The organism is Acinetobacter nematophilus, from assembly GCF_026344175.1.
In the GTDB taxonomy this organism is placed as follows: Bacteria; Pseudomonadota; Gammaproteobacteria; order Pseudomonadales; family Moraxellaceae; genus Acinetobacter; species Acinetobacter nematophilus.
On sequence record NZ_JAPKMY010000011.1, the window covers coordinates 25,353 to 39,233 of the forward strand.

At 38.8% G+C, this 13,881-nt stretch carries 16 protein-coding genes; 6 read left to right on the forward strand and 10 right to left on the reverse strand.

The genetic code is table 11. The features are described from left to right. Positions 1 to 8: 8 nt before the first annotated feature. Positions 9 to 1,124 carry an alanine racemase gene (alr, locus tag OSH00_RS17035; RefSeq protein WP_266131420.1) on the reverse strand — a complete coding sequence of 372 codons (1,116 nt, stop codon included), beginning with the start codon at positions 1,122 to 1,124 and terminating at the stop codon, positions 9 to 11. 89 nt (positions 1,125 to 1,213) lie between these two features. Beyond that, on the reverse strand, positions 1,214 to 2,473 hold the full coding sequence (locus tag OSH00_RS17040; protein ID WP_266131421.1) for a D-amino acid dehydrogenase: 1,260 nt from the start codon (positions 2,471 to 2,473) through the stop codon (positions 1,214 to 1,216). A 138-nt stretch (positions 2,474 to 2,611) separates the two neighbouring features. On the opposite strand from OSH00_RS17040, the gene OSH00_RS17045 reads away from it, so the two are divergent. Continuing rightward, complete coding sequence (locus OSH00_RS17045) at positions 2,612 to 3,076, forward strand: Lrp/AsnC ligand binding domain-containing protein (RefSeq protein ID WP_004830027.1); 465 nt, start codon at positions 2,612 to 2,614, stop codon at positions 3,074 to 3,076. A 379-nt stretch (positions 3,077 to 3,455) separates the two neighbouring features. Here OSH00_RS17045 and OSH00_RS17050 read toward each other — a convergent pair whose 3' ends face one another. Beyond that, entirely contained in the window at positions 3,456 to 4,100 is a 645-nt protein-coding gene (locus tag OSH00_RS17050; protein WP_266131422.1) for an HAD-IA family hydrolase, read from the reverse strand. Between the two features lie 105 nt (positions 4,101 to 4,205). Here OSH00_RS17050 and OSH00_RS17055 point away from each other — a divergent pair, with 105 nt between their 5' ends. The 4 genes from OSH00_RS17055 to OSH00_RS17070 all read left to right on the forward strand — a co-directional run bounded on the left by OSH00_RS17055 (position 4,206) and on the right by OSH00_RS17070 (position 7,299). Further along, positions 4,206 to 4,973 carry a hydroxymethylpyrimidine/phosphomethylpyrimidine kinase gene (locus OSH00_RS17055; protein ID WP_266131423.1) on the forward strand — a complete coding sequence of 256 codons (768 nt, stop codon included), beginning with the start codon at positions 4,206 to 4,208 and terminating at the stop codon, positions 4,971 to 4,973. A gap of 81 nt (positions 4,974 to 5,054) precedes the next feature. Next, positions 5,055 to 5,600, forward strand: coding sequence for an XAC2610-related protein (locus tag OSH00_RS17060; RefSeq protein WP_266131424.1), 546 nt, complete (start codon positions 5,055 to 5,057; stop codon positions 5,598 to 5,600). A 164-nt stretch (positions 5,601 to 5,764) separates the two neighbouring features. Beyond that, positions 5,765 to 6,571, forward strand: coding sequence for a helix-turn-helix transcriptional regulator (locus tag OSH00_RS17065; RefSeq protein ID WP_266131425.1), 807 nt, complete (start codon positions 5,765 to 5,767; stop codon positions 6,569 to 6,571). A gap of 86 nt (positions 6,572 to 6,657) precedes the next feature. Continuing rightward, complete coding sequence (locus OSH00_RS17070) at positions 6,658 to 7,299, forward strand: LysE family translocator (protein ID WP_266131426.1); 642 nt, start codon at positions 6,658 to 6,660, stop codon at positions 7,297 to 7,299. A 111-nt stretch (positions 7,300 to 7,410) separates the two neighbouring features. Here the strand turns inward: OSH00_RS17070 and OSH00_RS17075 are convergent, their stop codons facing one another. The 3 genes from OSH00_RS17075 to sugE (OSH00_RS17085) all read right to left on the reverse strand — a co-directional run bounded on the left by OSH00_RS17075 (position 7,411) and on the right by sugE (OSH00_RS17085) (position 8,657). Beyond that, on the reverse strand, positions 7,411 to 7,890 hold the full coding sequence (locus OSH00_RS17075) for a methylated-DNA--[protein]-cysteine S-methyltransferase (protein WP_266131427.1): 480 nt from the start codon (positions 7,888 to 7,890) through the stop codon (positions 7,411 to 7,413). A gap of 41 nt (positions 7,891 to 7,931) precedes the next feature. Beyond that, a complete protein-coding gene (gene sugE / locus OSH00_RS17080) occupies positions 7,932 to 8,249 on the reverse strand; it encodes a quaternary ammonium compound efflux SMR transporter SugE (RefSeq protein WP_266131428.1) in 318 nt (105 codons plus the stop codon). Positions 8,250 to 8,339: 90 nt separating this feature from the next. After that, on the reverse strand, positions 8,340 to 8,657 hold the full coding sequence (gene sugE, locus OSH00_RS17085) for a quaternary ammonium compound efflux SMR transporter SugE (protein WP_004830041.1): 318 nt from the start codon (positions 8,655 to 8,657) through the stop codon (positions 8,340 to 8,342). A 217-nt stretch (positions 8,658 to 8,874) separates the two neighbouring features. Between sugE (OSH00_RS17085) and OSH00_RS17090 the strand changes: the two genes are divergently transcribed. After that, positions 8,875 to 9,366, forward strand: a complete 492-nt coding sequence (locus OSH00_RS17090) for a DUF6985 domain-containing protein (RefSeq protein WP_266131429.1) — start codon at positions 8,875 to 8,877, stop codon at positions 9,364 to 9,366. 49 nt (positions 9,367 to 9,415) lie between these two features. On the opposite strand, the gene OSH00_RS17095 is transcribed toward OSH00_RS17090, so the two are convergent. The 4 genes from OSH00_RS17095 to rpe all read right to left on the reverse strand — a co-directional run bounded on the left by OSH00_RS17095 (position 9,416) and on the right by rpe (position 13,748). After that, entirely contained in the window at positions 9,416 to 10,348 is a 933-nt protein-coding gene (locus OSH00_RS17095; protein ID WP_266131430.1) for a copper resistance protein B, read from the reverse strand. Beyond that, complete coding sequence (locus OSH00_RS17100; RefSeq protein ID WP_266131431.1) at positions 10,335 to 12,176, reverse strand: copper resistance system multicopper oxidase; 1,842 nt, start codon at positions 12,174 to 12,176, stop codon at positions 10,335 to 10,337. Before OSH00_RS17100 ends, OSH00_RS17095 begins: the two co-directional genes overlap by 14 nt. 56 nt (positions 12,177 to 12,232) lie before the next feature. Further along, a complete protein-coding gene (locus OSH00_RS17105) occupies positions 12,233 to 12,652 on the reverse strand; it encodes a hypothetical protein (RefSeq protein ID WP_266131432.1) in 420 nt (139 codons plus the stop codon). A 409-nt stretch (positions 12,653 to 13,061) separates the two neighbouring features. Further along, positions 13,062 to 13,748 carry a ribulose-phosphate 3-epimerase gene (gene rpe / locus OSH00_RS17110; RefSeq protein WP_266131433.1) on the reverse strand — a complete coding sequence of 229 codons (687 nt, stop codon included), beginning with the start codon at positions 13,746 to 13,748 and terminating at the stop codon, positions 13,062 to 13,064. Positions 13,749 to 13,881: the final 133 nt, after the last annotated feature.

The following is a 13,881-nucleotide window of genomic DNA, read 5'->3' on the forward strand; positions in this document are numbered from 1 at the left end:
GTATTTCCTTATTTCGAAATTTTGAAATTTACCCGTGCAGTGACACCGCACATGAGTTCATAACCGACTGTGCCAGAACTTGCGGCAACATCATCGATTGCAAGTACAGTACCATCGGAAGATTGTCCCCATAGCACCACTTCACTGCCAATATCAGCATCAGCAATATGAGTTAAATCAACTGCAAGCATGTCCATACTGACTCGACCAATGGTTTTTGTAAGTACAGAATTGACCAATACAGGTGCATCCATAGAGATACGCTGATAACCATCGGCATAACCACATGCAACAATACCGATTTTCATGGCATGGGGTGCTGTGAATTTTGAACCATAACCTACTGTTTCATTTGCCTGTAAATCTTGAACTGCGATAATTTCACTGCGCAAACTCATGCTTGGTTTAAGATTCCAATCCCGGATTGAATGGCTAGGATAGTCAGGTGAGCTACCATACAGCATAATCCCGCTACGAATATAATCTGAATGTAAGTCTTGTGAATGTCTCAGGATGGCTGCGCTATTTGAGACAGAGCGGTCACCTGCTAAATCGTGAATGGTATCTTCAAAAACACGTTGTTGATATTCAATTCCTGATTTTCCTAAACGCTCACCATCAGCATCAGAAAAATGCATCATATGGGTAATGGACTTAACAGCTGGACACTGTTGCAATCTTTGCCACATCGTACGATAAGCATCTGGCTTAAATCCCAGACGATTCATACCCGTATTCATTTTTAAAAATACATCGAATTTAGCCTGCGATTGGTCTGATTGAGCCTGAAACTGTTCCAACCAATTGATTTGTTCAATATGATGCAGACTAAAACTTAATTGATATTCTTTACAGTCCAACAAATCTTGCGCTGAAAAAATACCTTCTAAAAGTAAAATTGGACCTGTCCAGCCTAATTTTCTTAGTCTTTTTGCTTCATCAATATCCAATAAAGCAAAACCATCTGCGGATTTAAATGCTTCATAGACACGTTCAATTCCATGCCCATATGCATTGGCTTTGACCACTGCAAAAACTTTACTTTGAGGCATAAATTGACGAGCAACATTTAAATTATGCTGCAAGGCATCATGATGAATGACAGCAGTAATTGGTCTAGGCATGTTATTCGTCCCTGAATACGAATGTACAATTAAAGCGTTTATCTCTAAACGCTTTAATGCAATGTGAATGATAAAAATGAATACAGTTTTTAAGCTGCGTGAGGATAACGCTGAATAGATAGACCTTCTGTACTAATGTCAGTTTGATGATTCAATACAAGATCACTGATCAATTTTCCTGAACCACATGCCATAGTCCAACCTAATGTACCATGACCTGTATTTAAGAATAAGTTTTTAAAACGTGTTGCGCCAATAATTGGCGTACTGTCTGGCGTCATTGGGCGTAGACCTGTCCAGAACGATGCTTGTGCCAAATCGCCGCCTGGGAATAAGTCTTGAGTGACCATTTCTAGTGTGCCGCGACGGTCAGCATTTAAACCATGGTTAAAACCACTCAACTCAGCCATTCCACCCACACGGATACGTTGGTCAAAACGTGTGATTGCAATTTTATAGGTCTCATCCAAAACCGTAGACTGCGGTGCAAATGCAGGATCAACAATTGGAATAGTTAATGAATAGCCTTTTACAGGATAAACAGGTAAATTCAATTCAAGTGGTTTTAAGAAATCACGTGAATAACTACCGAATGCCAATACATAACGATCAGCTGTCAGCACTTGACCATTGACAAGCACACCTTTGATTTCATCCCCTTCAACCACAAGTTTTTCAACATTTTGATTAAATTTAAAATCCACACCCAGATCTTTGGCTAAGTTGGCTAAGGCATTGGTAAATAGATAGCAATCACCAGTTTCATCATTTGGCAAATGCAAACCACCCACTAATTTATCTTTCGCATGTTCAAGCGCAGGTTCAACTTTAGCGAGATCATCTTTAAGCAACAACTCATGCGGAACGCCACACTCTTTCAGTACAGTAATATCGCGTTGAACCATCTCTAATTGTGCTTCATTACGGAAGACTTGCAGAGTACCTTTTGAACGGTTTTCGTATTGAATACCTGTATCTTTACGAAGTTCTCTTAAACAGTCACGGCTGTATTCTGCAACACGCGTCATACGTTCTTTGTTGATGGCATAGCTTTCTGAATTACAGTTTTTAAGCATTTGCGCCATCCACTGTAATTGCCACATACTGCCATCGATATTGATTGCGAGTGGAGCATGATGTTGAAACATCCACTTCACTGCTTTAAATGGAATACCCGGTGCAGCCCAAGGTGTAGAGTATCCAGGAGAAATTTGACCTGCATTGCCGAAACTGGTTTCTTCAGCTGGACCCGCTTGGCGATCTAAAACTGTAACTTGTGCTCCTTGCTGCGCGAGGTAATATGCACTTGCTACACCAATCACACCACTACCTAATACGATTACACGCATTTCTTATCCTTTACGCATTTACTAGTTTATTTCACTAGTATATTTTTGGTTCAATAGTTTATTTCACTATTTTTGATGTTAAAATTTAGGTGTTTTAATTTTTTGTCGTGAAAATTGACTAAAAAAAGGAAATTATTGATGCGTAAATTAGACCGTATAGATCGAATGATTTTAGAAATTCTTCAGAATGAAGGTCGCATTGCCATCAGTGAATTGGCTTCGCGCGTCAGTTTATCAACAACACCTTGTTCTGAGCGAGTGAAGCGGTTGGAACGTGATGGCATCATCATGGGCTATCATGCACGCCTCAACCCCAAACATCTTGACCGTAACCTATTGGTTTTTCTTGAAATTAGTCTCTCTGCAAAATCAGGTGATGTTTTTGAACAAGTGGCGAAAGATCTAATGGAAATACCAGAAGTACAAGAGTGCCACCTCATTTCTGGGGACTTTGATTACCTGGTCAAAGCCCGACTAAAAGAAATGAGTGCTTATCGCCGTCTACTGGGTGACTTACTTAAAAAACTGCCATCTTCCGCATCATCACATAGTTATATCGTGATGGAGGAAATCAAAGAATCACTGTACCTCGATGTCAAATAAATAAATTAACCTGAGTGCGATAAAAATTCTTGATGAAAGACAATATTCGGAAACATCATCCGCAACTGTTTGAGGCAGGACTACGTCTATAAGGTATTGTTTCTGCGACTGATTAAATATGTTGCTGATGGTCGACGAGTTTTGCGGTGAGCAGCGATATCGCTGCGCAAGATGGTTAGCCTTGCGGAGCTTCGCTCCGCATTCCGAAAGAAAAGTAGGGCGAGCCGCAGGCTGATCCTGAAATTGGGTGAAACTCAGCAAGACTCTGCAAATACTTATTTTTTCAATGAATTGAAGATATGATTGCATCGAAATCACGCTAAATTATTTTAACAACTTACAAGGATTCACTTAATTTAGCTCATCAACATGGACCGCATCAAACAAAATCGAGCAGTTCAGCAAAACTTTGGATCCGAGCCTTTGGCTGCGCGAGATCTAACTCCTGCTGACTTCCATAGCCATATTCAACAGCAATCGTTTCAATACCGTTTTTGCGAGCACCCAAAATGTCATGCTCTCGATCTCCGACCATTAAGCATTGTTCTGGATTGAGCTGTTCTTTATCTAAAATATACGCAATCAATTCAGCTTTATTGGTTCGTTCACCATTGAGCTCACTTCCATAAGGATAATCAAAATAGTTCAATAAATCGAAGTGATCTAAAATTTGACGCGCATAGACTTCAGGTTTAGCTGTCGCTAAAAACAATCGATAACCTTTATTTTTCAATGCAGCTAAGGTCTGTGCAACATCTTCAAAAACATGGTTTTCAAATAGTCCAGTAACAGCAAAACGCTCTCTATACCCCAGTAAAGCTTGCTCAGCCAATACATTATTTACATCAATATTCAACAATTTTGCTAAAGATGCTTTTAGCGGTGGACCAATAATCCAATCAATGTTTTCAGATTCAGGAATAGGATGCCCAACTTTTGCAAGGCCATATCGTGCAGATGTAGTGATCCCCACCTTTGGGTCAGTGAGTGTTCCATCCAAATCAATTAAAATATTCTTTATCATGGTCCAATCCTTTAAATCTGCGTTTCAAACAATTATCAAATTACTATCGAGTGTTCTCTCAAAGTTGCCTATACTAACGCAAATTTGAGAATTAAGGACATCATCGTGCGCCCTACTGTACTTTGTTTTTCAGGTCTAGACCCTTCAGGTGGAGCTGGCTTACAAGCTGATATTGAGGCAATTGGTCAAAGTGGTGCGCATGCGGCAATTGCTTGTACAGCATTAACCATTCAAAACTCTCAACAAGTCTTTGGTTTTGAAGCAACCTCAAAACAACTCTTACTTGCTCAGGCAAATGCTGTTGTTGGCGACTTACCGATTAAAGCGGTAAAGTCTGGGATGCTGGGGACTACAGATAATATTGCAGCTTTGGCTGAATTTTTACGAGCACATCCAGACTATCTCTATGTACTTGATCCTGTTTTAGTGGCGAATAGTGGCGGTTCTTTAGGCAACCAAGAAACTTTAGTTAAAGCCTTTGTTGAACTGATTCCTTTGGCAACAGTCATTACCCCAAACACAGTTGAATTACGCGCCTTAACGGGTGAAGATGATTTAGAACATGCAACCCAGAAACTCTTTGAAATGGGGGCAAAAGCCGTTTTAGTCAAAGGTGGACATGAAGATACCCCTGACTATATTCGCAATGCTCTATTTGTAAATGGTGAAATGATCACTGAATCGAAATGTCCGCGTTTAGCAGGTGAATATCATGGCTCAGGTTGCTCACTTGCGAGCTTTATCGCTGGGCGCTTGGCACTGGGTGATCAACTCAAAATTGCGGTACAACACGCTGAAACATGGTTATTTGGTGTATTGAAAAATGCAGAAACACCCATCGAAGGTGGGCAAAAAATTCCAAAGCGTTTTTAAACCTAAATAGCATGTCCAAAATTTTATCCATTCATTTATAGGTAAGGTTTTGGGCATGTATAGAAAATAAAGAGAATAACAATGATTAAAAAATACTGGATCATCTTGGCGGGTAGCACATTATTCAGCCCGTATACGTTTGCCTTTCCCCAACAACAAACTGTTACAGGCAATTTAAACTACACTGTAAATGGACAAAAAACTCAATTTTTATTTAAAAATGGTGATGAAGAATCAGGGCAACTCACCATTAAAACTGCATCAAAACAGCAAACTTTTCCGCTTCAAGAATTGCCTTATCAACGTTCCTATCAAATCTATTTTAATGATTATAATTTTGATGGATATATGGATCTTGCTGTGTCTGCTCCAGATATGGGTATGGGAGTTTATGCTGTCTTTGATATTTTTCTTTACCGACCAAAAAGCAAAGATTATCAAGTATTAGATCAAAGCAAAATTGATTTTAGTCATGCCCAATGTTCTATATTGGCAGATCTCAAGTTGATTCCTCAGAAAAAACAAATGACCAGTTCATGTCGAGGTGGCGCAAGATGGTGGGTTGATACCTTTGAATTTAAACATGGGCAATGGAAATGGTTAAAATCCAAGGCAGAGGACGAATGATTCAACAATTTCATGATCAACGCATCTTAAAAAATCAGCACAATAAATAGCAAGGCACCAAACAACTTTACCCACCCAATATAAAAGCGTAAATTAATAACTTGAAATGGTGATCATGCTTTTTCAATGAAATTAATCATTATAACAAAATGAGAAGATAACGATTGTCCAAACGTATTCATCAAATCACCCCATTAAGCCTTCCTATTGCTGGCACAGAAGCAATATCGTTGTTGACGGAGCACTCTTTTCCTCGGCATTCACATGATTACTTTGGTATAGGTGTTATTACACGGGGAGCACAACGTTCTTGGAGTTTAATTGGTCAAGTGGAAGCAGCATCTGGTGATGTCATTATCGTAAATCCCGGTGAAATTCATGATGGTATTCCTATTGATGGACCACGTTGTTGGCAAATGATTTATTTTCAACCAGAACTATTGCAACAAGAATTGCTTGCTGAAGGACGCTGTGCAGATGCCATATTGCATCCACTCATACATGATCAGTTATTGAGTCAGCATTTATCTCAACTTTTTAAACATATGTCTCAACCTGACATTGAAAGTGTTGTATTAGAAGAAATGCTTTTGTTTAGTTTAATGCATACAAGTCGTCATCACATACTCTCGAAAAAACATCGACCCACGCAACACTTTTCTGTAAAGCGTGCTAAAGAATATCTTGATGAGATGTCTGGATATACAGTTACTCTGAGTGAGCTCGCTGATTTATGCGATATCAGTCGATTTCAGCTACTCAGAAGTTTTTCGCATGAATTTGGCATTACACCACATGCTTACTTAATGCAACGACGTGTTTGCCAAGCGAGAAACTACCTATTACAAGGAAAAACTTTAGTTGAAGCTGCTTTATTTGCAGGCTTTGCCGATCAGAGTCATATGACAAGAGCTTTTGCACGTCAATTTGCAATGACGCCAAGTCGCTATCAAAAATATTATTTGTGTTAAAAGTACCCTGCAATTTTATTCAAGACTTTAATTTTATATCTTTAAGATAATCAAGCTTCATTTATATTTGGAGCAGGCTCATGTACATGAGTTTCGAATTTTTAATTACATCACTTATTGTTGTTATTTCACCGGGTACAGGTGCCATTTATACCATAGCTACAGGGATATCACGTGGTACAAAAGCCAGTTTGATTGCTGCAATTGCATGTACATTAGGGATTATTCCCCATATATTCATAGCAATCCTCGGACTGGCGTTTGTGTTTACCATGAGTAGCTCAGTATTTATGATTTTAAAGTTTCTAGGTGTGACTTATTTACTATATATGGCTTGGTCAGCACTCCAAGAGAAAGGCTCCTTTCAATTTGAACAAAATGAGACTAAGCACTCCTCTCTTAAAATCATCAAACACGCAATATTTATTAATTTATTCAATCCAAAACTTCCATTGTTTTTTTTAGCTTTTTTACCTCAGTTTATTTCTAGCCATACCGCTCAACCTATATTGGACATGCTCGGCTTAAGTCTAATATTTATGCTACTTACATTAGTTGTTTTTATTTTCTATGGGTGTTTCGCTGCAATAATGCGCCGATATGTGTTAGGAAAACCGAGTGTACTAAAATGGCTTAGGCGCATATTTTCTATGAGTTTTGTCGGTTTAAGTATGAAACTTTTATTTAGTTCAAATCATGAAAGTTTTACTCTCTTTCTAAGTGTCTAAATCATATATACGATTTGATCAAAGTGAAGAATTGAAAAGCTATTTATAGCATTGCTCAAATTTAATTTCGTTTTGACGGAGATTAAGTCAAAAAATTAATTCAAATTTGAGCTAAATTTTCTCCAACTTTAATAACACATCCTTATTTTCCAAACCTCCGGCAAAACCAACCAATTTACCATTTGCACCCACCACACGATGACATGGTGCAATAATAGAAATTGGATTTTTACCATTCGCAGCGCCGACTGCCCGAACGGCTTTTACGTTACCAATCTGTTCAGCAATTTGCTTATAACTTCGCGTTTCACCAAATGGAATCGTAAGTAAAGCTTGCCAAACCTTTTGTTGAAACTCTGTTCCAGCAAAATCTAGGACTAAATCAAATTGGGTTCGCTGTCCTTGAAAATATTCGTTCAATTGCTTCTGTGTTTCCAACAAAACGGGATGATTTTTATTTTCAATCAATTGTGCTAAACGGACACGTTTAGGATTTTCATTTTCCCAAAGTACAGCAACCAACGCTTGATCATGCGCAACGAGTTTTAATATTCCCACTGGCGAATTCATTTCCATAAATGAAAGCTGCATCAATTGACTCACTGTTGCTGATATATGTTTTCCAGATTAACTTAGCTTGAAGATAATTTCATCAAGATTAAACCAGAAATAATCAGTACAGCTGCCAGCATGCGCATGGCAGAGGCGGGTTCACCTAAAAAGAAAATACCGACAGCAAATGAACCCACAGCGCCAATTCCTGTCCAAACCGTATACGCTGTACCAAGCGGTAAACTTTTCATTGCATAGGATAATAAGGCAAAACTTGCGATCATAAAGACAAGGGTTAAAGCACTAGGCATCAGTTTGCTAAAACCATCTGAAACCTTCATGAAATATGCCCAAACGACTTCAAATAAACCAGCAATTGCCAATAAAACCCATGCCATTCTTAATTCACCATTTTCTATCTGTTATTTCTCAATAAGATCACACAAAAAAGTGCCATCCCTGATCAGGATGACACTTCGATATTTCAATTAACTGGATGAAAGCTTCATCAGCACTAGACCAGAAATAATCAGTACAGCCGCCAACATTCGCATTGCTGTTGCAGGTTCACCCAGAATAAAAATTCCCACTAGGAATGAACCAATCGCACCAATTCCTGTCCAGATGGTATAAGCTGTTCCCAACGGCAAGGTACGCATAGCATATGCCAGTAAACCGAAACTTAAAATCATGAAAAATAAGGTAATAATGCTCGGTGTCAGCTTTGTAAATCCTTCAGACATTTTCATGGTATATGCCCAAACGATTTCAAAGATACCTGCAAAGACGAGAACAATCCAAGCCATGACCAGCTCCAAATTTAAATTAGAATCAGGTCGTCCTGACGATTTTTCTCAGATTGAGGGAGGTCGTTCCTCCTAAAGAATCATAATTATATCAACTCGTCTGACTAAATTTATTAAAATTTACAAAATTTGACCTTATTTACATTTGAATGGTACTTTTTCGTCAAGCTTACTTTATGATCATTCACAGTCATTATAAAAGCGGAGTAAATACGCTATGAAACATGATTATTGGGGTGAAATCCATCCAAGTTGGGCAGGATTTAGTTCAGAAACTTTTTTTTCACATGCTTTTTTCAACCAACATGCAGATCGAGAAATATTTTTGGGAGAAGAGTTTGATGAAGAAGGCAATGAAATAGAACAAGAACCTGATCAAGAACAACTCAATGCATTCGCCCAAACTTACCAAAAATTCCTGCAAAATTTTGATCAACACCTCAAAACAATACAACAATATGCTTTTGAACGTTATCAAAAACTTTATGCACACCACTATGAAAATCCTGAAAAATCAGGAGAATCTGCTTTAAATATTCATGATGTGGGGACGCATAATGCTTATATTCAAACCATGTTAAATTTACGAGTCAGCTCTCCAGGCACATTAAGGCTATGCATTCACTATGATTTGGATACTGAGCACGGAATGGAGTTTAAGTTCGTCAATGACCAGCTTGAAACCGTGGCAGGTATCGCTGAAACATAAAAGGTCACCTCTTCAAAAGTGACCTTTTATTTAGTTTAAAAATAAACGATTAGAACCTTAAGCGCAGCCCTGCGCCATATAACCAACCGTTTTCTGAAGCAGTTGCGGTTTGCCATTGCGTTTCTTTATTGCCTTTAGAGTAGGCATAGGCAACACTGACATAGGGCATGACTTTTTTGGTGATTTCATAGCGTGTTTCTAAACCTGTTGTCATACTGCTTAGACCTGATTTTTTGGCATAGCGAGAGTCATCACTAAACACAACATTCAGATCCAGATAAGGTTTTAAAATCAGCTTTTGAGTTAACAGTAAATCACGTTCGGATTCCAAACTAAATGCCACTCTGCTGTCTTGACCGACATAAAGATAAGCATCCGTTTCAAAGAAATACTGCGCCAAACCATGCAGACCGAATGCAGCATCCACACGTTCTTGATCGGTTTCTCGTTCAGGATTATCACTATAACGCACACCCGCTTGGACATCCCAAAATGCTGCGATATTCCGACTGTACAATGCACTCAGATCATACTCAGCTTTGCTTGATTCGGCTTTACTCGAACTTCCTTTAACAAACAGTTTATTTTCATCAGTTCCCACTCTGAGTTCGAATGAAGAATCCAGAGTACCTTTACCCCCCTCATCCAACATCCAGGCATTGTCGATGGTGATCCGTTGATAAACTTGTCCGCCATGCTCCTTTCGATGGTCATGTGTATCATGGGATGAACGAGTATTTGCTGATGCATTGCTCTGATCTGCATCCATTTGATGTTGAGAATGATCAACTGTCTGGTCAGCATTTTCCACTACGTTCATTTTGGAGTGATCCATGGAGGAATTGCGCATCGTCATGCTTGATTCAGTGGCTGCATTCGTTACACTATGCAATTGATGACCTTCATGAGCGATTGCTAAACCACTGACTGACAACAATGAAATATTTAAAACTGATTTTGAAAAAAGATTAATGATTCGCATGTTCGCCTCCTTTCATTTCAGTTTTTTGATTTGCTTTTGTTACTTGAATAGGTTGTGTTGACACTTTGCCATCACTGACATTTGCCACAATCAACTTATTCATCATTCCAGCACTCATGTGATACAACAGATGACAATGGATTGCCCATTCACCTAATTCATCAGCAGTGAGCAATGCCGTGACTGTTTTACCTGGCGGTACAACAACAGTATGTTTATTTGGCATATCTACTGGAGGTTGACCATTTTCAAGCTGCATAAACATGCCATGCAAATGCATTGGATGCGCCATCATGCTGTCATTAATAAATTTAATACGAATGCGCTCACCGTATTTCACTTTAAGCGGTTCAGCCTCGCTAAATTTTTTGCCGTTAATGGTCCAAACATAACGCTCCATGGTTCCGCCTAAACGGACCACCAGTTCGCTGGTCGCCTCACGTGTATCTGGTTGTGGTGTAAGTGACTTTAAGTCACTGTATTGAAGCGCTTTATCTCCTTGAGGGGTCGAGGCATTTGCCCATCCATAAACCACTTGGTCATTCTTAGACTTTATGGATTGGTCATGCTGAGAATGATCCATGCCCTGCATACTGTCAGCATTCATCTTCGAATGGTCCATGCCCTGCATACTGTCAGCACTCATCTTAGAATGGTCCATGCCCTGCATGCTGTCAGCACTCATCTTAGAATGGTCCATGCCCTGCATACTCCCTCCTCCCATACTGGAGTGGTCCATTCCCATATCTTCCATGGTCAACAGTGAACGTGGGCGAGCATTAGGCATATGAATACCTGAGGTTTTAGGTGTTAATTCATTATGCAGTGTCCCGATTGCAAATCCTGAACGATCAATCGACTCAGCCTCAATTTGATAATGATTACCCTTTGGTTCAACAATCACATCATAGGTTTCAGCCGTTCCAATGCGGAACTCATCAACAGCAACAGGTTTTACTGGTTGCCCATCTGCACTGACAACCGTCATTTTTAAATGAGGAATTCGAACATCAAAAAATGACATTGCTGATGCATTCACAAAGCGCAAACGTACTTTTTCGTTTGGCTTAAACATACCTGTCCAATTCTGCTCAGGGGTTTTGCCATTAACCAAAAAAGTGTAGCCCGTCACATCAGACAGATCTGTTTTTAACATACGCATCTGATTCCACATTTTTCGATCAGACCATGTGGTTTTCAAACCATCTCGTTGCACTTGCTTCCATACATCAGAAAGCGTTTCTCGTCGGTTTTGGTAGTATTCCGCTGATACTTTTAAATTGTTTTGAATTTGATCACTGGTTTGTTTATGAAAGTCCGATAACATGACCACGTAATCACGTTCTGTTTGTTCATGCGCTGCCAGAGGTTTTCTATCTTTGGGATAAATGACTAAAGAACCATATAAACCATCTTGTTCCTGTCCTTTTGAATGCGCGTGATACCAATAGGTTCCACTTTGACGAACCTTGAATTTATATACATATTCTTCGTTGGGTTTAATTCCATTAAAACCATTAAAACCTGGAACTCCATCCATAATTCCAGGAAGTAACAGACCATGCCAATGAACGGAGGAATCCTGATTTTTGAGTTTATTGGTGACACGAATAACAGCATCATCACCCTCTTCAAACTCTAAAAGTGGTGCTGGAAACTGACCATTCACAGTAATACGTTTTAAAGGCTTGCCAATAACATTGACCATTCCTTCATCAATCGTTAATCGATACTCTCTCACTGCCGCCATTCCCCATGTTGAGGAAAACAAACACAATGAGACAAGCAGGCTTTTCGCCAAACGTTTTTGAACTAAATAAATAGACATAACTTAACCTAAATTTTAAAAATAAACTTTACGAATAAAAAGTTTCTAAAATCAGGCTAAGCTTTGGGTGGACGTAAGATTTCTTGCCAAAAACCAGCAAGATGTTGTGCTCTGTAGGTCGCTTGATAAGAAGCACTATTTTGAAAATGATCAGGTATGATCAATTTAGGGATATCACTGTTAAACCAAATCACTGAAGATTGACATGAGAATAATGCACAATCTTGACATTCAGTTGATGAAATGTGCTTGGATTGACTGCTCTGTATATGACAACTTTTCAAATTATTATTTTGTTGCTCGTGATCAGTAGTCTGGTTTTGCTGATGTTTATTTTGCTTAACATCACAGTGACTTTCAAGCTTTTGCAAAGATGCACTTTCCATCATGGCTTGATGTTGACTTACAGACATTGAAGACATCATCTGTTCGTGTTGCATATTCATTGGCATGACTTTCATAGAAGCGATAGACACACCACTCCACCCTATGGCAAAAACCATAAGACAAACAAACCACAGCTGTTTGCGGAGTTGTATAAACAAAACTTGAACCTTGTTAAGCCCATCATGAGCCTAAAGCATAGCCAATAATCTCGATTTTGGCAAATATCGCACATTTCAATGCATAAGTACGGATTGGATAAATCTTCAGCACATTATTTTTTATACAATGCTGAATCATTGAGCAGGTCAATAAACAACACATTTCATAAAAAAAGAGCGCATATGAACTCTTTTTAAACGATTCTAGATGAACAACTAAACAATTGACAACAAACTGTTTAATCTATACCCAGCTTATCCATATGCTTATCAACATAGTTATCCATATAGTTAATCACAATGTTATCCACAGGGTATTTTCAATTTTTGTGGAAAACTTTTAAACTGTGACCTGCCAGACTTTGGCTAATTCAGCTCGCATTTCATTGATTACCGCTTGATAGTCAGGTTTTCCAAAAATCGCTGAACCTGCCACAAACATATCTGCACCCGCTTCCGCAATTTCACGAATATTGGCAGGTCCAACGCCCCCATCAATTTCTAAACGAATGTCACGACCTGAAGCATCGATAATTTTACGTGCCTCACGGAGTTTTTCTAAAGTCTTTGGAATAAATTTTTGACCGCCAAAACCAGGGTTAACACTCATCAATAAGACTTGATCTACTTTATCCAACACATAATCTAAATAATGTAATGGTGTTGCTGGATTAAATACTAGACCTGCTTTTGCACCACCATCCTTAATCAGTTGCAAAGAACGATCAATATGGTGTGTTGCCTCAGGATGGAAGGTAATAATATCCGCACCTGCGTCAAGAAAATCACCAATCATACGATCAACAGGAGAAACCATGAGATGCACGTCAATTGGTGCTTTGATGCCATATTTTTTTAATGCCTTGCACACCCCAGCGCCAAAAGTTAAGTTCGGAACATAATGGTTATCCATCACATCAAAATGGACAACATCTGCGCCTGCAGCCAATACATTTTCAACTTCTTCACCTAAACGGGCAAAATCAGCAGACAAAATTGAAGGGGCAATTAGAAATGGCTTGGACATGAAACAACCTAGCAGATATAAAAATTTTTCCTATTATAACAAACTTACCTTACAAGGTTGATTTAAAAGTAGACAGCTTTAATCTTCATCAGTATTTATAAAATAATTCTAATGCAGACCATCGATGAATCCT

Coding starts and splice junctions, on each gene's coding strand:
- alr (WP_266131420.1), bottom strand. CDS start 1,124: ATGCCTAGACCAATTACTGCTGTCATTCATCATGATGCCTTGCAGCAT.
- OSH00_RS17040 (WP_266131421.1), bottom strand. CDS start 2,473: ATGCGTGTAATCGTATTAGGTAGTGGTGTGATTGGTGTAGCAAGTGCA.
- OSH00_RS17045 (WP_004830027.1), top strand. CDS start 2,612: ATGCGTAAATTAGACCGTATAGATCGAATGATTTTAGAAATTCTTCAG.
- OSH00_RS17050 (WP_266131422.1), bottom strand. CDS start 4,100: ATGATAAAGAATATTTTAATTGATTTGGATGGAACACTCACTGACCCA.
- OSH00_RS17060 (WP_266131424.1), top strand. CDS start 5,055: ATGATTAAAAAATACTGGATCATCTTGGCGGGTAGCACATTATTCAGC.
- OSH00_RS17070 (WP_266131426.1), top strand. CDS start 6,658: ATGAGTTTCGAATTTTTAATTACATCACTTATTGTTGTTATTTCACCG.
- OSH00_RS17075 (WP_266131427.1), bottom strand. CDS start 7,890: ATGCAGCTTTCATTTATGGAAATGAATTCGCCAGTGGGAATATTAAAA.
- sugE (WP_266131428.1), bottom strand. CDS start 8,249: ATGGCATGGGTTTTATTGGCAATTGCTGGTTTATTTGAAGTCGTTTGG.
- sugE (WP_004830041.1), bottom strand. CDS start 8,657: ATGGCTTGGATTGTTCTCGTCTTTGCAGGTATCTTTGAAATCGTTTGG.
- OSH00_RS17090 (WP_266131429.1), top strand. CDS start 8,875: ATGAAACATGATTATTGGGGTGAAATCCATCCAAGTTGGGCAGGATTT.
- OSH00_RS17095 (WP_266131430.1), bottom strand. CDS start 10,348: ATGCGAATCATTAATCTTTTTTCAAAATCAGTTTTAAATATTTCATTG.
- OSH00_RS17100 (WP_266131431.1), bottom strand. CDS start 12,176: ATGTCTATTTATTTAGTTCAAAAACGTTTGGCGAAAAGCCTGCTTGTC.
- rpe (WP_266131433.1), bottom strand. CDS start 13,748: ATGTCCAAGCCATTTCTAATTGCCCCTTCAATTTTGTCTGCTGATTTT.